This is a genomic window from Citrobacter farmeri, assembly GCF_019048065.1.
GTDB classification, from domain to species: domain Bacteria; phylum Pseudomonadota; class Gammaproteobacteria; order Enterobacterales; family Enterobacteriaceae; genus Citrobacter_A; species Citrobacter_A farmeri.
Genome location: NZ_CP077291.1, coordinates 1,014,974 through 1,037,010, shown reverse-complemented (window position 1 = coordinate 1,037,010; position 22,037 = coordinate 1,014,974). Strand labels below are relative to the sequence as shown.

General features: G+C 54.7%; 22 protein-coding genes. 3 read left to right on the top strand and 19 right to left on the bottom strand.

Translation table 11 applies throughout. The features are described from left to right. Positions 1 to 65 precede the first annotated feature (65 nt). Positions 66 to 2,627 (top strand): DNA mismatch repair protein MutS, encoded by a 2,562-nt coding sequence (gene mutS, locus I6L53_RS04825; protein ID WP_042322611.1) that lies wholly within the window; start codon positions 66 to 68, stop codon positions 2,625 to 2,627. 98 nt (positions 2,628 to 2,725) lie between these two features. Here the strand turns inward: mutS and I6L53_RS04820 are convergent, their stop codons facing one another. Genes I6L53_RS04820 through I6L53_RS04810 form a run of 3 tightly spaced genes read right to left on the bottom strand, consistent with a single transcriptional unit; the run spans position 2,726 to position 4,993 of the window. Further along, positions 2,726 to 2,962 carry a non-oxidative hydroxyarylic acid decarboxylases subunit D gene (locus I6L53_RS04820; protein ID WP_042322608.1) on the bottom strand — a complete coding sequence of 79 codons (237 nt, stop codon included), beginning with the start codon at positions 2,960 to 2,962 and terminating at the stop codon, positions 2,726 to 2,728. A gap of 10 nt (positions 2,963 to 2,972) precedes the next feature. Continuing rightward, positions 2,973 to 4,400 carry a non-oxidative hydroxyarylic acid decarboxylases subunit C gene (locus I6L53_RS04815; RefSeq protein WP_042322605.1) on the bottom strand — a complete coding sequence of 476 codons (1,428 nt, stop codon included), beginning with the start codon at positions 4,398 to 4,400 and terminating at the stop codon, positions 2,973 to 2,975. Next, a complete protein-coding gene (locus I6L53_RS04810; protein WP_042322603.1) occupies positions 4,400 to 4,993 on the bottom strand; it encodes a non-oxidative hydroxyarylic acid decarboxylases subunit B in 594 nt (197 codons plus the stop codon). The genes I6L53_RS04815 and I6L53_RS04810 overlap by 1 nt, the downstream gene beginning before the upstream one ends. A 172-nt stretch (positions 4,994 to 5,165) precedes the next feature. On the opposite strand from I6L53_RS04810, the gene I6L53_RS04805 reads away from it, so the two are divergent. Further along, positions 5,166 to 5,582, top strand: a complete 417-nt coding sequence (locus I6L53_RS04805) for a MarR family winged helix-turn-helix transcriptional regulator (RefSeq protein ID WP_042322601.1) — start codon at positions 5,166 to 5,168, stop codon at positions 5,580 to 5,582. 110 nt (positions 5,583 to 5,692) lie between these two features. Here the strand turns inward: I6L53_RS04805 and rpoS are convergent, their stop codons facing one another. From rpoS to cysD, 12 genes are all read right to left on the bottom strand, one after another. Further along, the gene (gene rpoS / locus I6L53_RS04800; protein WP_000081550.1) at positions 5,693 to 6,685 is read right to left on the bottom strand and encodes an RNA polymerase sigma factor RpoS; all 993 of its coding nucleotides are present in this window, start codon (positions 6,683 to 6,685) and stop codon (positions 5,693 to 5,695) included. Positions 6,686 to 6,747: 62 nt separating this feature from the next. Beyond that, complete coding sequence (nlpD, locus tag I6L53_RS04795) at positions 6,748 to 7,824, bottom strand: murein hydrolase activator NlpD (RefSeq protein WP_233438086.1); 1,077 nt, start codon at positions 7,822 to 7,824, stop codon at positions 6,748 to 6,750. Positions 7,825 to 8,013: 189 nt separating this feature from the next. After that, a complete protein-coding gene (gene pcm / locus I6L53_RS04790) occupies positions 8,014 to 8,640 on the bottom strand; it encodes a protein-L-isoaspartate O-methyltransferase (protein ID WP_042322593.1) in 627 nt (208 codons plus the stop codon). Beyond that, on the bottom strand, positions 8,634 to 9,395 hold the full coding sequence (surE, locus tag I6L53_RS04785) for a 5'/3'-nucleotidase SurE (protein WP_042322590.1): 762 nt from the start codon (positions 9,393 to 9,395) through the stop codon (positions 8,634 to 8,636). Before surE ends, pcm begins: the two co-directional genes overlap by 7 nt. After that, positions 9,376 to 10,425 (bottom strand): tRNA pseudouridine(13) synthase TruD, encoded by a 1,050-nt coding sequence (gene truD, locus I6L53_RS04780; protein WP_042322588.1) that lies wholly within the window; start codon positions 10,423 to 10,425, stop codon positions 9,376 to 9,378. Before truD ends, surE begins: the two co-directional genes overlap by 20 nt. After that, a complete protein-coding gene (gene ispF, locus I6L53_RS04775) occupies positions 10,422 to 10,901 on the bottom strand; it encodes a 2-C-methyl-D-erythritol 2,4-cyclodiphosphate synthase (RefSeq protein ID WP_006811766.1) in 480 nt (159 codons plus the stop codon). Before ispF ends, truD begins: the two co-directional genes overlap by 4 nt. After that, positions 10,901 to 11,611, bottom strand: coding sequence for a 2-C-methyl-D-erythritol 4-phosphate cytidylyltransferase (gene ispD / locus I6L53_RS04770; RefSeq protein ID WP_042322584.1), 711 nt, complete (start codon positions 11,609 to 11,611; stop codon positions 10,901 to 10,903). The genes ispF and ispD overlap by 1 nt, the downstream gene beginning before the upstream one ends. 18 nt (positions 11,612 to 11,629) lie before the next feature. Beyond that, entirely contained in the window at positions 11,630 to 11,941 is a 312-nt protein-coding gene (ftsB, locus tag I6L53_RS04765; protein WP_042322581.1) for a cell division protein FtsB, read from the bottom strand. A 183-nt stretch (positions 11,942 to 12,124) separates the two neighbouring features. Further along, the gene (locus tag I6L53_RS04760) at positions 12,125 to 12,448 is read right to left on the bottom strand and encodes a DUF3561 family protein (RefSeq protein ID WP_042322579.1); all 324 of its coding nucleotides are present in this window, start codon (positions 12,446 to 12,448) and stop codon (positions 12,125 to 12,127) included. A gap of 46 nt (positions 12,449 to 12,494) precedes the next feature. After that, entirely contained in the window at positions 12,495 to 13,100 is a 606-nt protein-coding gene (gene cysC / locus I6L53_RS04755; RefSeq protein WP_042322577.1) for an adenylyl-sulfate kinase, read from the bottom strand. Continuing rightward, a complete protein-coding gene (cysN, locus tag I6L53_RS04750) occupies positions 13,100 to 14,527 on the bottom strand; it encodes a sulfate adenylyltransferase subunit CysN (protein WP_042322575.1) in 1,428 nt (475 codons plus the stop codon). Before cysN ends, cysC begins: the two co-directional genes overlap by 1 nt. A gap of 9 nt (positions 14,528 to 14,536) precedes the next feature. Continuing rightward, positions 14,537 to 15,445, bottom strand: coding sequence for a sulfate adenylyltransferase subunit CysD (gene cysD, locus I6L53_RS04745; protein ID WP_042322572.1), 909 nt, complete (start codon positions 15,443 to 15,445; stop codon positions 14,537 to 14,539). A 275-nt stretch (positions 15,446 to 15,720) separates the two neighbouring features. Here cysD and I6L53_RS04740 point away from each other — a divergent pair, with 275 nt between their 5' ends. Beyond that, positions 15,721 to 16,758, top strand: coding sequence for an aminopeptidase (locus I6L53_RS04740; RefSeq protein ID WP_042322569.1), 1,038 nt, complete (start codon positions 15,721 to 15,723; stop codon positions 16,756 to 16,758). Positions 16,759 to 16,867: 109 nt separating this feature from the next. Here I6L53_RS04740 and I6L53_RS04735 read toward each other — a convergent pair whose 3' ends face one another. The 4 genes from I6L53_RS04735 to cysJ all read right to left on the bottom strand — a co-directional run bounded on the left by I6L53_RS04735 (position 16,868) and on the right by cysJ (position 21,856). Beyond that, positions 16,868 to 17,149 carry a DUF5339 domain-containing protein gene (locus I6L53_RS04735; RefSeq protein ID WP_042322567.1) on the bottom strand — a complete coding sequence of 94 codons (282 nt, stop codon included), beginning with the start codon at positions 17,147 to 17,149 and terminating at the stop codon, positions 16,868 to 16,870. Between the two features lie 359 nt (positions 17,150 to 17,508). Continuing rightward, a complete protein-coding gene (gene cysH, locus I6L53_RS04730; protein WP_042322565.1) occupies positions 17,509 to 18,243 on the bottom strand; it encodes a phosphoadenosine phosphosulfate reductase in 735 nt (244 codons plus the stop codon). A 101-nt stretch (positions 18,244 to 18,344) separates the two neighbouring features. Then, a complete protein-coding gene (cysI, locus tag I6L53_RS04725) occupies positions 18,345 to 20,057 on the bottom strand; it encodes an assimilatory sulfite reductase (NADPH) hemoprotein subunit (RefSeq protein WP_042322564.1) in 1,713 nt (570 codons plus the stop codon). Further along, positions 20,057 to 21,856, bottom strand: a complete 1,800-nt coding sequence (gene cysJ / locus I6L53_RS04720; protein WP_042322561.1) for an NADPH-dependent assimilatory sulfite reductase flavoprotein subunit — start codon at positions 21,854 to 21,856, stop codon at positions 20,057 to 20,059. Before cysJ ends, cysI begins: the two co-directional genes overlap by 1 nt. Between the last annotated feature and the right edge of the window lie 181 nt (positions 21,857 to 22,037).

Sequence of the window (22,037 nt, the reverse complement as noted above, 5' to 3'; positions counted from 1 at the left end):
TGTGATAACAACGAAAACTAAAAGTATCGCAACCCATTTACATTCAGGGAACTGGACACAACTCCATGAGTACAATCGATAATCTCGACGCCCATACCCCCATGATGCAGCAGTATCTCAAGCTGAAAGCGCAGCACCCGGAGATCCTGCTTTTCTATCGCATGGGCGACTTTTACGAACTCTTTTACGACGATGCAAAACGGGCGTCGCAACTGCTCGACATTTCGCTGACCAGGCGCGGCGCATCCGCCGGCGAGCCTATCCCGATGGCGGGCATTCCCCATCATGCGGTCGAAAACTACCTCGCCAGGCTGGTCAATCAGGGTGAATCCGTCGCTATTTGCGAGCAAATTGGCGACCCGGCCACCAGCAAAGGACCTGTTGAGCGTAAAGTTGTGCGTATCGTCACGCCGGGCACCATCAGCGATGAAGCCCTGTTACAGGAGCGCCAGGACAATCTGCTGGCGGCCATCTGGCAGGACAGCAAAGGCTACGGTTACGCCACGCTGGATATCAGCTCCGGACGTTTTCGCGTGAGTGAACCGGCCGATCGGGAAACGATGGCGGCAGAACTTCAGCGCACCAACCCGGCGGAACTGCTGTACGCCGAAGACTTCGCCGAGATAGCGCTGATTGAAGGACGTCGAGGATTACGCCGTCGCCCGCTGTGGGAATTTGAAATTGATACCGCCCGTCAGCAACTGAATTTGCAATTTGGTACCCGCGACTTGACTGGCTTTGGCGTTGAAAACGCGCCGCGCGGGCTTTGCGCTGCCGGCTGTCTGTTGCAGTACGCCAAAGATACCCAGCGCACTTCTCTGCCGCATATTCGCTCTATCACCATGGAGCGCCAGCAGGACAGCATCATCATGGATGCTGCCACGCGCCGCAATCTGGAAATAACCCAAAACCTCGGCGGCGGCGTGGAGAACACCCTGGCGTCAGTGCTTGACTGTACCGTAACGCCGATGGGCAGTCGTATGCTCAAACGCTGGTTGCACATGCCAGTACGGGACACGAAAATCCTGACTGAACGCCAGCAGACCATCGGATCGCTACAGGATGCGACCAACGAGCTACAGCCGGTATTGCGCCAGGTGGGCGATCTGGAACGTATTCTGGCGCGTCTGGCGCTACGTACCGCCCGTCCGCGCGATCTCGCCCGTATGCGTCACGCCTTCCAGCAGTTGCCTGAACTGCGTGCGCAACTGGAATCGGTGGACAGCGCTCCCGTACAGGTGCTACGCGAGAAAATGGGCGAATTCAGCGAACTTCGGACACTATTGGAACGCGCGGTCGTTGACGCGCCGCCGGTACTGGTCCGCGACGGCGGCGTCATCGCACCAGGCTACAACGAAGAACTCGATGAGTGGCGCGCACTGGCAGACGGGGCAACCGACTATCTCGACAGACTGGAAATCCGTGAACGTGAGCGCACCGGACTGGATACGTTGAAAGTCGGCTATAACGCGGTGCACGGTTATTACATCCAGATTAGCCGCGGGCAGAGCCACCTCGCACCGATCAATTACGTCCGTCGCCAGACGCTGAAAAACGCCGAGCGCTACATCATCCCTGAACTCAAAGAGTACGAAGATAAGGTTCTGACCTCCAGGGGGAAAGCGCTGGCGCTGGAAAAACAGCTGTATGACGAACTGTTCGACCTGCTGTTGCCCCATCTGGCGGATCTGCAACAGAGCGCCAGTGCACTGGCAGAACTCGACGTACTGGTGAACCTGGCCGAGCGCGCGTATACGTTGAACTACACCTGCCCAACCTTTATCGATAAACCCGGCATTCGCATTACTGAAAGCCGCCATCCGGTGGTGGAACAGGTACTGAATGAGCCGTTTATCGCCAACCCGCTGGACCTCTCACCGCAGCGCAGAATGCTGATCATTACCGGGCCAAATATGGGCGGTAAAAGTACCTACATGCGCCAGACGGCACTGATTGCGCTGCTGGCCTATATCGGCAGTTATGTACCGGCGCAGAAAGTGGAGATTGGCCCTATCGATCGCATTTTTACCCGCGTGGGTGCAGCAGACGATCTGGCCTCCGGGCGTTCCACCTTCATGGTAGAGATGACTGAAACCGCCAACATTTTGCATAACGCTACCGAAAATAGCCTGGTGCTGATGGACGAAATTGGCCGCGGCACGTCAACCTACGACGGACTGTCGCTGGCGTGGGCCTGCGCGGAAAATCTGGCGAATAAGATCAAAGCGCTGACGCTGTTCGCGACGCACTACTTCGAGCTGACACAACTGCCGGAGAAGATGGAAGGCGTGGCTAACGTCCATCTGGATGCGCTGGAGCACGGCGAAACCATCGCATTTATGCACAGCGTACAGGATGGCGCGGCAAGCAAGAGCTACGGTCTGGCCGTTGCGGCGCTGGCGGGTGTGCCAAAAGAGGTGATTAAACGCGCGCGGCAGAAATTGCGCGAGCTGGAGAGCATTTCGCCAAATGCCGCAGCCACTCAGGTGGATGGCACGCAGATGTCATTGCTGTCCGTTCCCGAAGAGACCTCTCCCGCCGTTGAAGCGCTGGAAAATCTCGATCCGGATTCCCTGTCGCCCCGCCAGGCGCTGGAGTGGATCTATCGGCTGAAAAGTCTGGTGTAAGAGAAATGCCCGATGACGCTTTGCGTATCGGGCCTACACACTAACGTTACTGTACTTTCGTAGGCCGGATAAGGCGTCAGCCGCCATCCGGCACTCCGTTAGCGTTTATCTTCCGCCAGCAGCGGCGGAATACTCGGTACCATCGGCGCGTCATCAATATCTTTTTGCGTCATGCGAAACGCCTGCGGATAATGTTCGCGGCTGGTGCGGCGCAGCGGTTCCGTATTACGCCAGGTATAAAGACAATGCTGGCACTGGTAAACCGTCCAGACCCCCTTCACAGGTGATGTCGCCATCACTTCAATCTGTTCATCAGCACAACGTGGGCAAATCATGGTTTCCTCCTTATTTACGTGCGGCCAGCATCGCGGTCAGTTTTTCAGCCCAGGCTTTGGTTTCCGGTAAATCCACCACCGGCTGGCTGTAATGACCCCGGTTATCCGGCGCAACCGGCGTGGTGGCATCGATAATTAGCTTATCGGTGATCCCCGCCGGACTTGAGCCCGGATCCAGTTCCAGTACCGACATGTTCGGCAATTGCACCAGATCGCCTGCCGGGTTAACTTTTGAGGAGAGCGCCCACATCACCTGCGGCAGGTTAAACGGGTCGACATCTTCATCAACCATAATCACCATCTTCACGTAGCCCAGGCCATGCGGCGTAGTCATCGCCCGGAGGCCCACTGCGCGAGCAAAGCCACCGTAGCGTTTTTTGGTGGAGATGATCGCCAGCAGACCGTGGGTGTACATGGCGTTAACTGCCTGCACTTCCGGGAATTCCGCTTTTAGTTGCTGATACAGCGGAACGCAGGTTGCTGGTCCCATCAGGTAGTCAATTTCCGTCCACGGCATACCGAGATAAAGCGATTCAAAAATCGGTTTTGTGCGGTAAGAGACTTTGTCGATACGTACGACGGTCATGTTACGCCCGCCGGAGTAGTGTCCGGTAAACTCACCGAACGGGCCTTCAATTTCACGTTTGCGGCTTTCAATCACCCCTTCCAGGATCACCTCCGATCCCCACGGCACATCAAACCCGGTCAACGGTGCGGTGGCAATGGGATACGGGCTTTCACGCAGCGCTCCCGCCATCTCATATTCGGACTGATCGTATTTCAGCGGTGTCGCCCCCATCAGCGTGATGATGGGATCGTTACCCAGCGTGATGGCGATCGGCAGGTCCTCACCACGCTCTTCTGCCTTATGCAGATGCAGCGCGATATCGTGCATCGGTACCGGCTGCAGGCCCAGCTTACGCTTGCCTTTCACTTCCATCCGATAGATACCCACGTTCTGTTTGCCGAAGTTATCCGGATCAAGAGGATCACGGGATACCACACAGGCTTTATCGAGATAAAATCCCCCATCGCCATCGTTTAAGCGAAACAGCGGCAGAATATCGAACAGGTTAATCTCTTCGCCATCGACGCTGTTTTGCGCCCATGGCGGATTCTCGCGGCGTTCCGGAGCTATCGGGAACTTATCCCAGCGACGGATAAACTCATCAATCTGCTTTTTGACCGGCGTGTTGGCCGGCAGACCTAGGGAAATGGCGTGGTTTTGCCATGAACCGATAGTGTTCATCGCCACGCGAGCATCGGTGAAACCGCGGATATTGTCGAACCACAGCGCCGGAGCGCCGTCGCCAATACGACCAGTCGCGTTGGCGGCCGCCGCCAGATCCGGCTCTGCGTTCACCTCTTCACTGATTTTCAGCAGTTGCCCCTGGTCGTCGAGCGCCTGCAAAAAGCTGCGCAAATCATCAAATGCCATTATTCATTCTCCTGTGAAAAATTTTGTGCCTGCGGCAACCCCTGCCAGCGACGCGCGAGTGGATGCTCCAGCGCAAACTGGTCCAGGACACGGGCCACAATGTGTTGTGTAATATCATCAACGGTTTGAGGATGGTTGTAGAACGCAGGCATGGGCGGCACCATCGCCACGCCCATGCGGGAAAGCGCAAGCATGTTTTCGAGATGAACCGTGCTGAGTGGCATTTCACGCGGCACCAGCACCAGTTTGCGCCCTTCTTTCAACACCACATCGGCGGCGCGGCCGACAAGCCCCTCGGCATAACCGGCACGTATGCCCGCCAGCGTTTTCATGCTGCAGGGAATAACGATCATGCCGTCGGTACGAAATGAACCCGACGAGATTGTCGCCGCCTGATCCGCCGGGCTGTGGCAAAAATCCGCCAGCCCGGCGATATCGCGCGCGCGGTAGGGCGTTTCCAGTTCAATGGTGGTTTTGGCCCACTTCGACATCACCAGATGCGTTTCCACATCCGGCATTTTCTGCAATGCCTGCAACAGCGCCACGCCCAGCGGCGCCCCCGTTGCCCCGGTCATCCCCACAATTAATCTCATTCAGCACTCCATAAATTGTTCGTATACGAACGTTTTAATTTACATTACCCCTGTGAAACCGCGGCGACAAGATCGCCCGCTTTTTTTCGCACGTATAGCTTAAAATTTCCTCGTTATAAAACGCGGCGTTACCCGTTATGATAGGAGAAATGATTTTTAGCCTGGAGTTTTCATGGAGTTACGGAGTAAAGCGTTTCACCTGTTACGCCAGCTTTTTCAGCAACATACGGCGCGTTGGCAGCACGAGTTGCCGGATCTCACTAAACCGCAATACGCAGTGATGCGTGCCATTGCGGAACGCCCCGGCATTGAACAGGTTAATCTGATGGAGGCAGCCGTCAGTACCAAAGCGACGCTGGCTGAAATGCTGAGCCGGATGGAAAAACGTGGGCTGGTGAGGCGTGAGAACGATCCGCTGGATAAACGTCGCCGCTTCGTTTATCTGACCTCTGAAGGAGAAGCATTGCTGAAAGTATGCATGCCGTTGGGAAACCAGGTGGATGAGGAGTTTCTGGGAAGATTGAATGACGAGGAACGTGCGCAATTCGCCCTGCTAATCAAGAAAATGATGCCTGACAGACAAGCCTGAGTACGCGTGAAAATGCGCCCGTCTGCCTTCGCCCGCGAAACCACAGCGAAAAAAGCCGGAAAGAAAAAGGCCAGCCTCAAAGAGGCTGGCCTTTCTTGTTAGAACAGTGCTTACTCGCGGAACAGCGCTTCGATATTCAGCCCCTGAGTCTGCAGGATTTCACGCAGACGGCGGAGACCTTCAACCTGAATCTGGCGAACACGTTCACGAGTCAGGCCGATTTCACGACCAACGTCTTCCAGTGTCGCCGCTTCATAACCCAGCAGACCGAAACGACGTGCCAGTACCTCACGCTGTTTGGCGTTCAGTTCGAACAACCATTTGACGATGCTCTGTTTCATATCGTCATCTTGCGTGGTGTCTTCCGGACCGTTTTCTTTCTCATCGGCCAGAATGTCCAGCAACGCTTTTTCGGAATCGCCACCCAACGGGGTGTCCACCGAGGTAATGCGCTCGTTAAGACGAAGCATACGGCTAACGTCATCAACGGGTTTATCCAGTTGCTCTGCAATTTCTTCCGCGCTAGGTTCGTGGTCCAGTTTATGGGACAACTCACGCGCAGTACGCAGATAGACGTTCAGCTCTTTAACAATGTGAATCGGCAGTCGAATGGTACGGGTTTGGTTCATAATAGCCCGTTCAATCGTCTGGCGAATCCACCAGGTTGCGTATGTTGAGAAGCGGAACCCGCGTTCCGGGTCAAACTTCTCGACGGCACGGATAAGCCCCAGATTGCCCTCTTCAATCAGATCCAGCAGCGCCAGACCACGATTGCCATAACGGCGGGCAATTTTCACCACCAGACGCAGGTTACTTTCAATCATCCGACGGCGAGAGGCGACATCTCCACGCAGTGCGCGACGCGCAAAATACACTTCTTCTTCGGCCGTTAACAGTGGCGAATAACCAATCTCACCAAGGTAAAGCTGAGTCGCGTCCAACACACGCTGTGTGGCCCCCTGCGATAACAGCTCTTCTTCAGCCAAATCGTTATCACTGGGTTCCTCTTCAACTAAGGCTTTTTCGTCAAAAACCTCAACTCCGTTCTCATCAAACTCCGCATCTTCATTTAAATCATGAACTTTCAGCGTATTCTGACTCATAAGGTGGCTCCTACCCGTGATCCCTTGACGGAACTAGCAAGTGTCAGCCTGGTTCCGTCGCTTTATCGCTGCGGTAAATAACGCAGCGGGTTTACGGATTTCCCCTTGTAACGAATTTCAAAATGCAAACGTGTAGAACTGGTTCCGGTGCTACCCATCGTCGCTATTTTTTGTCCTGCCTTCACTTCTTGTTGTTCCCGGACCAGCATTGTATCGTTATGAGCGTAGGCACTCAGGTAATCATCGTTGTGTTTGATGATAATAAGATTACCGTAACCGCGCAGTGCGTTACCGGCATAGACCACGCGCCCATCGGCGGTCGCGATAATAGCCTGTCCTTTACTGCCTGCAATGTCGATCCCTTTATTGCCTCCCTCGGAAGCCCCAAAGTTCTCGATCACTTTGCCGTCAGTCGGCCAGCGCCATGTGGAGATTGGCGAACTGGTAGACGAACTGCTTGCTGTCGATTCGGTTGCGCTAACTGCCGGGGCCGTTACAGGTGCTGTGACGACTGTCCCAGCAGGCTTGTTGTTCGGCAACATTTTGTTAGCACTTTGTTCACCTGAATCCTCAGAATACGTAATTGTCGGTTTCGACGCAACAGCGACGGCGGAATTTTGTGCAGGTTTGGTCACAACTCCTTGCTCTGCTGCATCGGCCTGAGTGATCGCGTTACCACCGGTAATTGGCGCGCCCGATGCATTACCTACCTGCAGCGTTTGTCCGACATTCAGACTATACGGGGCCTGGACGTTGTTGCGCTGCGCCAGGTCACGGAAATCGTTCCCGGTGATCCAGGCGATGTAAAAAAGCGTGTCGCCTTTTTTAACGGTGTAGGTGCTGCCGCCGCTGTAGCTACCTTTCGGAATGTTCCCATACTGGCGATTGTAGACAATACGTCCGTTTTCCATCTGTACGGGTTGCTCGGCAACCGGCTGAACATGCGTCGGTTGAGTCGTCGGACGCTGCACCGGTTGAATTTGCGGTGTCTGCGAAACGGACGACGACGTCCCCATCTTCGGTGGCGGCGTGATCAGCATGCCGGAACTGGTATTCGCCGGGGCATTACCATTGACTGAGCTTACCGGAGCAGGCGGATTCGATGAATTTGAACAACCCGCCAGCCATAGCGAAACCAGTGACAATGCCGCAATGCGGCTAACGGTGAATTTTGGGCTTCCCGCGCTCATTTATCCCCCAGGAAAAATTGGTTAACAACCAGTGACGTATAATCGTGCAGACAGCAAATGGGCACTGGAAAATGTGACCACGATACGCTGACCCGTTCCAAAAACTCCAGGAAAACTCCAGGTATTCGGAACCGCGTCTTACGCGAGCTCCCCTTTAACTAAGGGAACGAAACGTACCGCCTCCACGGTGTCGATAATAAATTCGCCGCCCCGACGACGCACCCGTTTCAGAAACTGGTGCTCATCCCCCACAGGCAAGACGAGAATTCCGCCTTCATCCAGTTGCGTCATCAACGCAGTCGGAATTTCCGGCGGAGCTGCCGTCACAATAATAGCGTCAAATGGCGCACGCGCCTGCCAGCCTTGCCATCCATCACCGTGACGAGTTGAAACATTGTGTAAATCGAGCTGCTTCAGGCGACGACGCGCCTGCCATTGCAGACCTTTAATGCGTTCGACTGAACAAACCTGCTGTACCAGGTGCGCCAGTATCGCCGTCTGATACCCGGAGCCGGTGCCAATTTCCAGCACCCTCGACTGCGGGGTCAGCTCGAGCAGTTCGGTCATTCGCGCCACCATATACGGCTGCGAAATCGTCTGTCCCTGACCTATCGGCAACGCGATGTTGTCCCAGGCCTTATGTTCAAACGCTTCATCAATAAATTTCTCACGCGGCACCGCGGCCAGGGCATTAAGCACCTGCTCATCGCGAATCCCCTGCGCGCGCAGTTGTTCAAGAAGCGTCTGTACGCGTCTGCTTACCATTGCGTGCCAACTCCCACGCTATCTAACCAGTCGGAAACCACATCATGCGCGCTGTGCGCGGTTAAATCCACATGCAACGGTGTAATGGACACGTAACCTTCATCCACTGCCGCAAAATCGGTATCAGGCCCGGCGTCGCATTTGTCTCCCGGTGGACCAATCCAGTACAGCGTGTTGCCGCGCGGATCTTCCTGCGGGATCACTTTGTCTGCTGGATGACGACTACCGCAGCGCGTTACGCGGATACCTTTGATCTGATCCAGCGGCAAGTCGGGGACGTTGATGTTAAGTATCCGCCCGGTACGCAGCGGTTCCCGACGCAGTGCGCGTAAGATCCGACAGGTGATGGCAGCCGCTGTTTCGTAATGCTGATGCCCGTCTAACGATACGGCAAGCGCAGGAAAGCCAAGGTGACGCCCTTCCATCGCCGCGGCGACGGTGCCGGAATAGATAACGTCATCCCCCAGATTAGGGCCAGCGTTAATTCCTGAGACCACAATATCTGGACGCGGGCGCATGAGCGCATTGACGCCCAGATAAACACAGTCGGTGGGCGTCCCCATCTGTACGGCGATGTCGCCGTTCTCAAAGGTAAACGTCCGGAGAGAGGATTCAAGCGTGAGCGAGTTTGACGCGCCACTGCGGTTCCGATCCGGGGCGACAACCTGTACGTCAGCAAACTCCCGCAGGGCTTTCGCCAGCGTTTGTATACCGGGCGCGTGGACCCCATCATCGTTACTCAGCAATATGCGCATAATCACCCATTGTGTTGATCAGTTCCCTCACAACGCTGGTGGCGAAGCTCCCCGCAGGCAGCCAAAAACGTAACTCGACAGTAACATCATCCCACCAGTTCCAGCTTAATTGCTGCGGATAGAGCAGCATCGCTCTTCGCGAGGCCTCGACTTTTTCTCGCAGCAACAGTGACTGCAACGCGTGCGCTTCGGCAATCGCGGACTGTTCGAACGCCAGCGCATCCCGCTGGGTTCCCCACTCGCCGCTGCCGGGAAGCGAAGCCGTCACCATCAGTTCTTTTTCATCGACACGACGCTGTAATTCCGCCAGATCTTCTTGCGTGGCGACAAACCAGCTTCCGCGTCCCGCTAATTGTAGCGCATCGCCGTCAACAACTTGATTAAAGTCTGTTTTTTTCAGACGCTCGCTGACAATTTGATTAAACAACGCACTGCGGGCCGCCGACAACCAAAAACTGCGTTTATTGCGATCCCGGACCGGTGCATCGCTTTGCGCCCAGCGCAGCGCGCCTTGCAGGTTGCTGCCGCCGATGCCAAAACGCTGAGCGCCAAAATAGTTCGGTACGCCGCCAGTGTTTATCGCATGCAGGCGGGATTCTACCTCGTCACGATGGCTGACTTCGCGCAGCACCAGCGTGAACGCATTCCCTTTCAGTGCGCCTAAACGTAACTTGCGTTTGTGACGCGCATACTCCAGTACCTTGCAGCCTTCAAGCTGGAAAGCGCTCAGGTCAGGCATTTCTTTGCCCGGTACGCGCGCGCATAGCCACTGTTCAGTGACCGCATGCTTATCCTTTTGCCCGGCAAAGCTCACTTCGCGAGCATGAATTTTCAAAAATTTCGCCAGCGCGTCGGCGACAAAACGGGTATTGCAGCCGTTTTTAAGAATACGCACCAGGATGTGTTCACCTTCACCATCCGGTTCAAAACCTAAGTCTTCGACCACCACAAAATCTTCCGGACTGGCTTTCAGCAACCCGGCGCTTTGCGGTTTTCCATAGAGATAGGTGAGATTTTCAAACTCTGTCATTTCGCGGCCTTAACAAGTAACGCCACCGCTTCGCAGGCAATCCCTTCCCCACGCCCGGTAAAACCGAGTTTTTCCGTGGTAGTTGCTTTCACGTTCACATCATCCATGTGACAACCGAGGTCTTCAGCAATAAACACGCGCATTTGCGGGATGTGCGGCAACATCTTTGGTGCCTGAGCAATAATGGTTACATCCACGTTGCCCAGGGTATACCCTTTGGCCTGAATCCGACGCCAGGCTTCACGCAGCAGTTCGCGACTGTCCGCGCCTTTAAATGCCGGATCGGTATCCGGAAACAGCTTGCCAATATCACCCAGCGCCGCAGCGCCAAGCAGTGCGTCGGTGAGCGCATGCAGCGCGACATCGCCATCAGAATGCGCCAGCAGCCCCTTTTCATACGGGATGCGTACGCCACCAATGATAATTGGGCCTTCCCCGCCAAAGGCGTGTACGTCAAAACCGTGTCCAATTCGCATTACAAATTCTCCTGGTGGGTCGTTCGGGTCAGATAAAATTCAGCCAGCGCTAAATCTTCCGGGCGGGTCACTTTGATGTTATCAGCTCGTCCTTCAACAAGCTGTGGATGAAAGCCGCAATATTCCAGCGCCGAGGCCTCATCGGTAATGGTCGCCCCTTCATTTAGCGCGCGCGTCAGGCAGTCATGCAGCAGTTCACGAGGGAAAAATTGCGGCGTCAGCGCGTGCCACAAATCGTTGCGTTCAACGGTATGGGCGATGGCCGTTTGCCCCGGCTCCGCGCGTTTCATGGTATCGCGTACCGGTGCGGCGAGGATCCCGCCGGTGCGGCTGGTTTCGCTAAGCGCCAGCAGGCGGGCTAAATCATCCTGATGCAGACAGGGACGCGCCGCGTCATGCACCAGCACCCATTCGGCGTTTCCTGCGGCCTGTAATCCGGCCAGCACGGAATCCGCGCGCTCATTTCCCCCGTCCACGACGGTAATATGCGGATGTTGCGCCAGAGGAAGTTGGGCAAAGCGGCTGTCGCCAGGGCTGATAGCGATGATCACGCGGGTCACCCGGGGATGCGCCAGCAGCGCGGAGACCGAGTGTTCGAGAATGGTTTTATTGCCGATCGAGAGATATTGCTTCGGACATTCCGTTTGCATACGGCGACCAAATCCGGCCGCCGGCACCACGGCGCAAACATCCAAAAAAGTGGCTGCCATGTGATTTCCTGGGCTGGTTTAACGAGTATTTTGCCCCACTGTTTGCGCGCGTTTAGACGCGTCGGGCACCAGACGATAAAACGTTTCGCCCGGCTTAGTCATGCTGAGTTCGTTGCGTGCACGCTCCTCGATAGCCTCCTGACCGCCATTGAGATCGTCAATTTCGGCAAAAAGCTGATCGTTACGTGCTTTAAGTTTGGCGTTTGTCGCCTGCTGCGCCGCCACGTCATCATTGACGCGACTGTAATCATGTATGCCGTTCTTACCGAACCACAGCGAATACTGTAGCCAGACCAGTAAAGCCAGCAACAGCAGCGTTAGTTTACCCATCCTGCCCCCTGAAAAACGGCATCATCCTCCCATACTTCCACAAACGACACGACGTTTGCGGGCGGGAAAGCCGCAACAACGCGGGCAAATGTACCACAATTGCCCTTTATAACGTATACCCAGAACCCTGAGAACATCATCTCATTGTTAGTTACGGTTTGAATTATGGACAGCGGTCGCGCTTTAGCCCAGCAACCACATAAACAGCGCGCCAAACATCGCACAAACGGTCAGCAGCGTTGCGATAATGCTGTAGCGCAATTTCCCCTTAAGAAGGGAATGCAGCGCGATACCCACGACGACCGCGACGGGCATCAACGCCAGGAAGAAAGGCCAGGTGTAGATAAAGAAAAACAACGTATTAGGGCCGTAAGCCAGAAAGGGGATCCCCAACGCCAGCAGCCATGACGCGAAACCCACCACGGCGCCCGGCAGCGACCAGGTGGTTTCGTCATCAGTAGCAAACGCGTCTGTCGTTGTGAGTGTGATGTTCTGGCTATTGCGCATATTGAATCCTGTAACCTTGACTGACTGAACACATAAGTCAGGTGTCTCAGGATCTGATAATATCGCTCTGTCTGAGCAGGTCTAATAATTGGGCGACCAAATTTGTTACTAATTGTTCGCCATTAAGATGAACCTCTGGCGATTCAGGCGCTTCGTAAACGGAATCAATTCCGGTGAAGTTGCGCAATTCGCCAGCACGCGCTTTTTTGTATAACCCTTTCGGATCGCGGGCTTCACAGATTTCCAGCGGCGTATCCACGAACACTTCAATGAAGCGTCCCTCGCCGACGCGTTCGCGCACCATTTGTCGCTCCGCACGGTGCGGAGAAATAAACGCCGTCAGAACCACCAGTCCGGCATCCACCATCAGGTTTGCTACTTCGCCGACACGACGGATGTTCTCCTTCCGATCGGCATCGCTGAACCCCAGATCGCTGCACAGGCCGTGGCGAACGTTATCGCCATCCAACAAATAGGTACTGACCCCCAGTTGATGCAGCGCCGCTTCCAGCGCCCCGGCGACCGTCGATTTACCGGACCCCGATAGCCCGGTAAACCACAGCACAACACCACGATGACCGTGGTGTTGCTCGCGTTGTTGCGGCGTGACGGGATGGGCATGCCAGACGACATTTTCGTCATGCTGCGCCATTATTTTCCTCCCAGCAGATCGCGAGCGCCCCAGTGCGGGAAGTGGCGGCGTACCAGCGCATTCAGTTCCAGTTCAAAGGCGCTGAATTCTGACGGCACTGCGGTTTCCTGGACAATCGGTTCACGGACCATACCGGCACCCACAGTGACGTTACTCAGACGATCGATGAAAATCAGGCCACCGGTCACCGGGTTCTGCTGATAAGTATCCAGCACCAGCGGCTCATCAAAGGTCAGATTCACCAGACCAATGCCGTTCAGCGGCAGATTGTCCACCTCACGCTGCGTCAAATTGTTGATATCCACCTGATACTGAACGTTATCAACGCGCGCGCGGGTCTTCTTACCCGCGATTTTGATTTCGTAGCTTTGTCCCGGTGCCAGCGGCTGTTCCGCCATCCAGACCACGTCAACAGCGGCATGCTGTACGGCAGGCAGATTTTCGTCTGCCGCCAGCAGCAGATCGCCCCGGCTGATATCAATCTCGTCTTTCAGGACGAGGGTAATGGCTTCACCGGCAAAGGCTTCATCCAGATCGCCATCAAAGGTGACGATCCGCGCCACGCTGGATTCCACGCCGGATGGCAGTACCTTCACGCGCTGCCCTACTTTGACGCGGCCAGAGGCCAACGTGCCGGAATAGCCCCGGAAATCAAGGTTTGGACGGTTTACGTACTGCACAGGAAAGCGCATTGGCTGGCTATCGACTACGCGCTGGATCTCAACTGTCTCCAGTACTTCAAGTAAAGTCGGGCCGCTGTACCACGGCATGCTGACGCTCTGGGAGGCCACGTTATCCCCCTCTAACGCAGAGAGTGGCACAAAGCGGATATCCAGATTACCCGGCAGCTGTTCGGCAAAGGTCAGATAGTCTTCGCGAATGCGCGCAAAGGTCTCTTCGCTGTAGTCGACCAGATCCATTTTATTGATCGCCACCACCAGGTGTTTGATCCCCAGCAGCGTTGAAATGAAGCTGTGACGACGGGTCTGATCCAACACGCCTTTACGGGCGTCGATCAGCAGGATCGCCAGATCGCAGGTTGATGCACCGGTCGCCATATTACGGGTGTATTGCTCGTGCCCGGGGGTATCGGCAATGATAAATTTACGCTTCTCGGTGGAGAAATAGCGATACGCCACGTCAATGGTAATCCCCTGCTCGCGCTCGGCCTGCAGGCCATCCACCAGCAGCGCCAGATCCAGCTTCTCGCCCTGTGTACCGTGGCGTTTACTGTCATTGTGCAGCGATGACAATTGATCTTCATAAATCTGCCGCGTGTCGTGCAACAGGCGACCAATCAGGGTACTTTTGCCATCATCCACGCTGCCGCAGGTTAAAAAGCGCAGCAGACTTTTATGTTGTTGGGCGACCATCCAGGCTTCGACGCCGCCTTCATTGGCGATTTGTTGTGCAAGTGTGGTGTTCATGGCGGCTCCTTAGAAATACCCCTGACGTTTCTTCAGCTCCATAGAGCCCGCCTGGTCGCGGTCAATCACGCGCCCCTGACGTTCACTGGTGGTCGAGACCAGCATCTCTTCAATAATTTCCGGCAGCGTTTGCGCGTTTGACTCCACGGCACCGGTCAGCGGCCAGCAGCCGAGGGTACGGAAACGAACCATCCTTTTTTTGATCATCTCGCCGGGCTGCAGGTCGATGCGATCGTCATCAATCATCATCAGCATGCCGTCGCGCTCCAGCACCGGACGCTCTGCAGCCAGATACAGCGGAACGATCTCAATGTTTTCCAGCCAGATGTACTGCCAGATGTCCTGTTCGGTCCAGTTGGAGAGCGGGAAGACGCGGATACTTTCGCCTTTGTTAATCTGCCCGTTGTAGTTGTGCCACAGCTCAGGACGCTGGTTTTTAGGGTCCCAGCGGTGAAAACGATCGCGGAAAGAGTAGATGCGCTCTTTCGCCCGCGACTTTTCTTCATCACGACGCGCGCCGCCAAATGCGGCGTCAAAACCGTATTTATTCAGCGCCTGCTTCAGTCCTTCGGTTTTCATAATGTCGGTGTGTTTGGCGCTGCCGTGGACAAACGGGTTGATGCCCATTGCCACCCCTTCCGGGTTTTTATGCACCAGCAGCTCGCAGCCGTACGCTTTGGCGGTACGATCGCGAAATTCATACATCTCGCGGAACTTCCAGCCGGTATCGACATGCAGCAACGGGAACGGCAACGACCCCGGGTAGAATGCCTTACGGGCAAGATGCAGCATGACGCTGGAATCTTTGCCAATGGAGTACAGCATTACCGGGTTAGAAAATTCTGCTGCCACCTCGCGAATGATGTGGATGCTTTCGGCCTCCAGCTGTCGCAGATGGGTGAGTCGTTTTTGGTCCATAACCGTTCCTTTACAATACCGCTAATGTCGAGCGCGTCAGATAACCCGACTATAGGGAGCGCAGGAGAACGAATGAAATTACGAATTGGAATGAGTAGTTCCTCAAAGGAATAACGATCTGGCAAAGCAAATATCAAAAAGTGCTTAACCCGCCGGAATTCGGGCATTTAAGAGCAAATGAAATTGTCTTAGCGAAGTCACCGTTTCATACTAGATGGATTAAAATTTTTGTTTTGTATTCAGGGCTTCTCCCCGCAGGCTATTAAGGACTCACTATGTTTTCCGCAACGCGCCGTCTTTCCGCTCTCCTGGCGCTCGGCGTATGCTTTATTGTCCCCGCTCAGGCGTCATCCCCAAAACCGGGCGATTTTGCGACAACCCAGACCCGTCATATTGCGACCGTTTTCCCAGGAAGGATGACCGGCTCACCGGCAGAAATGTTGTCTGCCGACTATTTACGCCAGCAGTTTGAGCAGATGGGCTATCGCAGTGATATCCGCACGTTCAACAGTCGCTACATTTATACCGCTAAAAATAACCGCAAAAACTGGCATAACGTGACGGGCAGCACCGTCATTGCCGCTCATGAAGGTAAAGCCCCGCAGCAGATTATTATCATGGCGCATCTGGACACCTACGCCCCGCAAAGTGACGCCGACACCGACGCGAATCTCGGCGGTCTGACTCTGCAAGGTGTCGATGATAACGCCGCCGGACTGGGCGTTATGCTTGAACTGGCAGAACGCCTGAAAGATGTGCCTACCGAATACGGTATTCGCTTTATTGCCACCAGCGGCGAGGAAGAGGGAAAACTGGGAGCCGAAAACCTGCTCAAGCGCATGAGCGCGGTCGAGAAGAAAAACACGCTGTTGGTGATTAATCTCGATAACCTGATCGTCGGCGATAAGCTGTATTTTAACAGCGGGCAACGTACCCCGGAAGCCGTACGTAAGTTAACCCGCGACCGGGCATTAGCTCTCGCGCGCAGTCATGGTATTGCTGCCACCACTAATCCTGGCCTGAATAAGGATTATCCAAAAGGCACCGGCTGCTGCAACGACGCAGAGGTCTTCGATAAGGCGGGAATTTCGGTACTTTCCGTCGAGGCGACGAACTGGAGTCTCGGCAAGAAAGATGGTTACCAGCAGCGCGCCAAAACCGCCTCTTTCCCGGCAGGAAATAGCTGGCACGACGTACGTCTGGATAATCAACAGCATATTGATAAAGCGCTGCCTGGACGCATTGAACATCGCAATCGGGATGTAATGCGCATTATGCTGCCGCTAGTGAAAGAATTGGCAAAAGCAAGCTAAACAAACGGCCGGATAAAACGATATCGTTATCCGGCTTTCTGGCAAAAGACGCGAAGGGTGACACTATTCTGAGCGTCGTTTATTCAATGACGCGTTTTCTTATAATAAATTATTGAATGCCCATGGACTGCTTCATTTGCACCAGCGCGGCAGCACCTTGTTTGCAGCCAGCATCCTGACTTTCAGCCGGTAATCCTGCGAGTTGTTTCTTGGCCTCCTCAAGTTGAGGTTTCATGGCTTCCATCTGCTGTTTAGCCTGATCGCTGGTTTTGGATGCCTGAACAATCAACGCATCAACATCATCAAAGTACTGCTGGCAAGTATCAGTAATTGCAGCAAAAGAAGAACCAGATACCAGAGTCAGTACCGCAGCCAAAAAAGTCTTTTTCATCTATTTAATCCCTCAGTTTTATAGTGACGTCACTGCCTCCGGCAATAACGTCACCAAGGGTAAAACAAAGAAATTAATAAAACAGCACGGGATAATATTTTCAGATTTTTATCTGATGCAATGAGGAACACCATCACGATTTTGATTTATTCCTGCTGAGGCAGGGAATAAATGGTTGTCATTAAGACACTCCAGGAATGGCTCATTTTATCCCCGCTGGCGCGGGGAACGCGTAGCCACCATCATTCTTTTCTGGTCACCCACTTATACTGCATTCGCGTTTTAACACGGGAAGCGGCTCGCATAACGAAAAACGCCCCTGTCGTTTCCGACAGAGGCGTGTAACTGGCAGATAAACCTTACCCTTCATGCAACCCGCACTCACGCTTCAATCCGAAAAAGCGGGTTTCTTCTTCCGCCATTCCCGGTTCCCATTTCCGGGTTGTATGCGTATCGCCCACCGATAAATAGCCCTGATCCCATAACGGGTGATACTTCAGCCCGTGCTTTTGCAGGTACTGGTAAACCGTGCGGTTATCCCAGTCGATGATCGGCAGGACTTTAAAGACGCCACGCTGGATAGCCAGCACGGGCAAATGCGCGCGACTACCAGATTGTTCACGTCGCAGCCCCGCAAACCAGGTTTGCGCGTTGAGATCCTGCAGCGCCCGGTTCATCGGTTCGACTTTGTTGATCTCATTGTATTTCTCAATGCCTTCAACGCCCTGCTCCCACAGTTTGCCGTAACGCGCTTCCTGCCAGGCGGCGCTTTCGGGGGCGCGATAAACCTTCAGATTCAGCTTGAGTTTGTCCGTTAACTCATCGATAAACTGGTACGTTTCCGGGAAAAGATAGCCGGTATCGGTCAGGATCACCGGGATATCCGGGCGGATCTGATTGACCAGATGCAGACTGACCGCCGCCTGGATCCCGAAGCTTGATGAGAGGACGTATTCGCCAGGCAAATTCTCCAGCGCCCACGCCACGCGACCCTCCGCGTCAAGTTTTTCCAGTTGGCTGTTGGTTTCAGCCAGAGCCATCACGCGCTCAACTTTCGGCAGCGCGTTCAGAGCGTGTAGATCGAGTCTGGACATAAGTTCCTCACTGTTTGACTGCCTGATGGCGCTTCACTTATCAGGCCTACAAAATCCGTAGGCCGGATAAGGCGTTCACGCCGCCATCCGGCAATAAGACGTTATTCCCAGAAATCCCGGGCAGGATCGAGCACCGGACGAATAATGCCCGCACGCACCGTAAAGTCACCGAAGCCTTCACCCGCTTCGCGCTCTTTCGCCCAGCGCCCAATCAGTTCGTCCAGCGAGTTGAGAATTTCCGGCTCGGTGATGTTCTCTTTAAACATCCGCGGGATACGCGTTCCCATTCGGTTACCGCCGAGATGCAGGTTATAGCGTCCCGGGGCTTTCCCGACCAGCCCGACTTCTGCCAGCATCGCGCGGCCGCAGCCGTTCGGGCAGCCCGTCACACGCATCACGATATGCTCGTCACTGACATGATGCTTCGCCATCAGGCCATCAATCTTATCGATAAACGTCGGCAGGAAACGTTCAGCTTCCGCCATGGCCAGCGGGCAGGTCGGGAACGACACGCAGGCCATTGAATTTTCACGCTGCGGGGTGACGGTATTCATCAGCCCGCTCGCCTGCGCAATCTTTTCAATTTTCGCTTTCTGGCTTTCCGGCACGCCTGCGATGATCAGGTTCTGGTTGGCCGTAATGCGGAAATCGCCTTTATGGATCTTCGCGATCTCCAGCAGACCGGTTTTCAGTGGACGTCCCGGATAATCGAGGATTCGGCCATTTTCGATAAACAGCGTCAGGTGCCATTTGTCATCAATGCCTTTTACCCAGCCAATGCGATCGCCGCGACCGGTAAATTCATACGGGCGGATCGGTTCGAATTTGATCCCCGCGCGGCGTTCCACCTCCGCTTTAAACGTCTCGACGCCAACGCGCTCCAGCGTATATTTGGTTTTCGCATTCTTACGATCGGTACGGTTGCCCCAGTCACGTTGCGTGGTGACCACCGCTTCCGCGACCGCCAGCGTGTGTTCCAGCGGCAGATAGCCAAACTCGCTCGCCGTCCGGGCGTAAGTTTTCTTGTTGCCGTGTTCAATGGACAATCCGCCCCCCACCAGCAGGTTGAAGCCCACCAGTTTGCCGTTTTCGGCAATCGCCACAAAGTTCATATCATTGGCGTGCAGATCGATATCGTTTTGCGGCGGGATCACGACCGTAGTTTTGAACTTACGCGGCAAATAGGTCTGGCCGAGGATCGGTTCTTCGTCGGTAGTGGCGACTTTTTCCTGATCGAGCCAGATTTCCGCATAAGCGCGGGTACGCGGCAGCAGATGCTCAGAGATCTTCTTCGCCCATTCGTACGCTTCAGCATGCAGCTGGGATTCATAGGGATTCGAAGTACACAGCACGTTACGGTTCATGTCGTTAGCGGTCGCCAGCGCGTCCAGGCCAACGGAGTGCAGCATCTGGTGCACCGGTTTCACGTTCTTCTTCAGAATCCCGTGGAACTGGAACGTCTGCCGGTTGGTCAGACGAATACTGCCGTAAAGGGTGTTGTCATGAGCAAACTTATCAATCGCCTGCCACTGTTTAGTGGTGATGACGCCCCCCGGCAGACGGCAACGAAGCAGCATCGCGTGACGCGGCTCCAGCTTCTGCTCTGCACGCTCCGCGCGGATGTCTCGGTCATCCTGCTGGTACATACCGTGAAAACGGATCAGCAGGAAGTTATCACCGTTAAAACCGCCGGTGAGACCGTCATTCAGATCCTCAGCAATGGTGCCGCGCAGATAGTTGCTTTCCAGCTTCATGCGTTCGGCGTCCGTCAGTTTACCTTCGACCACCAGGGGTCCTGGATGTTTTTCACTCATTAGTAGACATCTCGCTGATAACGGCGCTCAACGCGCAGCTCACTTAAAAATTCATCCGCTGATTCCGCGTCCATCGCGCCGAATTCAGCAATCACGTCCAGCAATGCCTGCTCAACGTCTTTCGCCATGCGATTGGCGTCGCCGCAGACATAAATATGCGCACCGTCATTAATCCAGCGCCACAGTTCTGCGCCCTGTTCGCGCAGTTTGTCTTGTACGTAGATTTTTTCTTTTTGGTCTCGTGACCAGGCGAGATCGATGCGGCTCAGTACGCCTTCTTTGACGTAACGTTGCCATTCCACCTGGTAGAGAAAATCTTCGGTAAAGTGGGGATTGCCAAAGAACAGCCAGTTTTTGCCTGACGCTTCATCAGCGGCCCGCTGCTGCATGAAGGCGCGGAACGGCGCGATGCCCGTTCCCGGACCAATCATAATCACCGGAGTTTCAGGATTCGTCGGCAAACGGAAGTTATCGTTATGTTCGATGAACACACGCACTTCGCCATCTTCTTCGACGCGATCGGCGAGGAAGCTGGATGCGCCACCAGCCCGCGCGCGACCTTCCACTTCGTAACGCACCGCGCCTACGGTGATGTGCACTTCGCTCTCCACTTCCGCCTGAGAGGACGCAATGGAGTAAAGACGCGGTGTCAGCGGACGCAACAGGTCAACTAACGCCTGTGCATCCAGTTGTGCTGGCGAAAAACGCAGCATATCGACAACAGGCGTTGTCGTGGCGTAATGCTGCAACTGTGCCTTATCGCCAACCAACGGCAACAACGATTCACTGCGCGTTAAGGTGGCATAGTTTTCAACGATATTGGCAGTATTGACAGTCAGTTCAACATGCCACTGAAGGGCTTCGGACAGCGGGAGAGACTGACCATTGACCGTAACGGGCTCATCACCTTTCAGCCAGACCAGCTCGACAATCTCTTTTACCAGCGCCGGATCGTTTTGATACCAGACGCCCAGCGCGTCGCCAGGCCGGTAGCGCAGACCCGAATCACCAAGATCGATTTCAATATGGCGAACATCTTTCTCTGAATCGCGTCCAGTAATTTTTTGATTCACCGACAACGTGGCGCTCAGCGGTGCTTCTTTGGTATACGGGCTGGAGTGGATCTCATTCACCGCTCCGCTGGCAACCGACTGAGTCTGTGTCGCAACGGGCGCACGGGATTTCAACACCTCAACCACACGGGCACGCCACTCGGCGGCAGCGGCCTGGTATTCCACATCGGCGTCAACGCGATCCAACAGGCGCTCACCGCCGAGTTCCGCCAGTTTACTGTCAAAATCTTTACCTGACTGGCAGAAAAACTCGTATGAGGTGTCACCCAGACCAAAGATGGCAAATGCGGTGTTTTCGAGCTTCGGTGCTTTTTTAGAGAACAGGAACTTATGCAGCGCGACGGCTTCTTCCGGCGGTTCGCCTTCGCCCTGTGTGGAGGTAACGACGATCAACAGCTTTTCATTGGCGATTTGTTTGAATTTGTAGTCGCCTGCGTTAACCAGCGTAACGCTGAGTTTTGCCGCCAACAGGTCGTCACGCAGCGCTTCTGCCACACGACGCGCGTTGCCTGTTTGTGACGCGGAGAGCAGCGTGATACCCGGCATTTCAGCTACGGGAGTCGGTGTCGCAACGGTCGTGCCGGGTTGCTGATTCAGCGTGCCCCAGAAATAGCCAGAGACCCATGCAAGCTGCGTGGGCGTGAGATCGGTGGTGGCCGCCTGGAGGCGGGCCAGTTGCTCCGGGGTCAGCGGAAGCAAAGCGGAAGGTGGGGCCTGTGTCGTCATGCGTCGTTATGTTCCAGTAAGCAAAGCGGATTTAAGCAATAAAACCCAAACTGAAGGTAAGGGTAACGGCGGGGATAATAACAATTAAATAAGGGTTGGAAATAACAAATAACCAAATGAACTAACCTGTTTTAGTTATAGTTGTTAACAACAAAAACGATTAAATAACCATATGAAATAT

Excerpts from the sequence above, each read along its gene's own strand:
- mutS (WP_042322611.1), top strand. The coding sequence starts at position 66 with ATGAGTACAATCGATAATCTCGACGCCCATACCCCCATGATGCAGCAG.
- I6L53_RS04820 (WP_042322608.1), bottom strand. The coding sequence starts at position 2,962 with ATGATTTGCCCACGTTGTGCTGATGAACAGATTGAAGTGATGGCGACA.
- I6L53_RS04815 (WP_042322605.1), bottom strand. The coding sequence starts at position 4,400 with ATGGCATTTGATGATTTGCGCAGCTTTTTGCAGGCGCTCGACGACCAG.
- I6L53_RS04810 (WP_042322603.1), bottom strand. The coding sequence starts at position 4,993 with ATGAGATTAATTGTGGGGATGACCGGGGCAACGGGGGCGCCGCTGGGC.
- I6L53_RS04805 (WP_042322601.1), top strand. The coding sequence starts at position 5,166 with ATGGAGTTACGGAGTAAAGCGTTTCACCTGTTACGCCAGCTTTTTCAG.
- rpoS (WP_000081550.1), bottom strand. The coding sequence starts at position 6,685 with ATGAGTCAGAATACGCTGAAAGTTCATGATTTAAATGAAGATGCGGAG.
- pcm (WP_042322593.1), bottom strand. The coding sequence starts at position 8,640 with ATGGTAAGCAGACGCGTACAGACGCTTCTTGAACAACTGCGCGCGCAG.
- surE (WP_042322590.1), bottom strand. The coding sequence starts at position 9,395 with ATGCGCATATTGCTGAGTAACGATGATGGGGTCCACGCGCCCGGTATA.
- truD (WP_042322588.1), bottom strand. The coding sequence starts at position 10,425 with ATGACAGAGTTTGAAAATCTCACCTATCTCTATGGAAAACCGCAAAGC.
- ispF (WP_006811766.1), bottom strand. The coding sequence starts at position 10,901 with ATGCGAATTGGACACGGTTTTGACGTACACGCCTTTGGCGGGGAAGGC.
- ispD (WP_042322584.1), bottom strand. The coding sequence starts at position 11,611 with ATGGCAGCCACTTTTTTGGATGTTTGCGCCGTGGTGCCGGCGGCCGGA.
- ftsB (WP_042322581.1), bottom strand. The coding sequence starts at position 11,941 with ATGGGTAAACTAACGCTGCTGTTGCTGGCTTTACTGGTCTGGCTACAG.
- I6L53_RS04760 (WP_042322579.1), bottom strand. The coding sequence starts at position 12,448 with ATGCGCAATAGCCAGAACATCACACTCACAACGACAGACGCGTTTGCT.
- cysC (WP_042322577.1), bottom strand. The coding sequence starts at position 13,100 with ATGGCGCAGCATGACGAAAATGTCGTCTGGCATGCCCATCCCGTCACG.
- cysN (WP_042322575.1), bottom strand. The coding sequence starts at position 14,527 with ATGAACACCACACTTGCACAACAAATCGCCAATGAAGGCGGCGTCGAA.
- cysD (WP_042322572.1), bottom strand. The coding sequence starts at position 15,445 with ATGGACCAAAAACGACTCACCCATCTGCGACAGCTGGAGGCCGAAAGC.
- I6L53_RS04740 (WP_042322569.1), top strand. The coding sequence starts at position 15,721 with ATGTTTTCCGCAACGCGCCGTCTTTCCGCTCTCCTGGCGCTCGGCGTA.
- I6L53_RS04735 (WP_042322567.1), bottom strand. The coding sequence starts at position 17,149 with ATGAAAAAGACTTTTTTGGCTGCGGTACTGACTCTGGTATCTGGTTCT.
- cysH (WP_042322565.1), bottom strand. The coding sequence starts at position 18,243 with ATGTCCAGACTCGATCTACACGCTCTGAACGCGCTGCCGAAAGTTGAG.
- cysI (WP_042322564.1), bottom strand. The coding sequence starts at position 20,057 with ATGAGTGAAAAACATCCAGGACCCCTGGTGGTCGAAGGTAAACTGACG.
- cysJ (WP_042322561.1), bottom strand. The coding sequence starts at position 21,856 with ATGACGACACAGGCCCCACCTTCCGCTTTGCTTCCGCTGACCCCGGAG.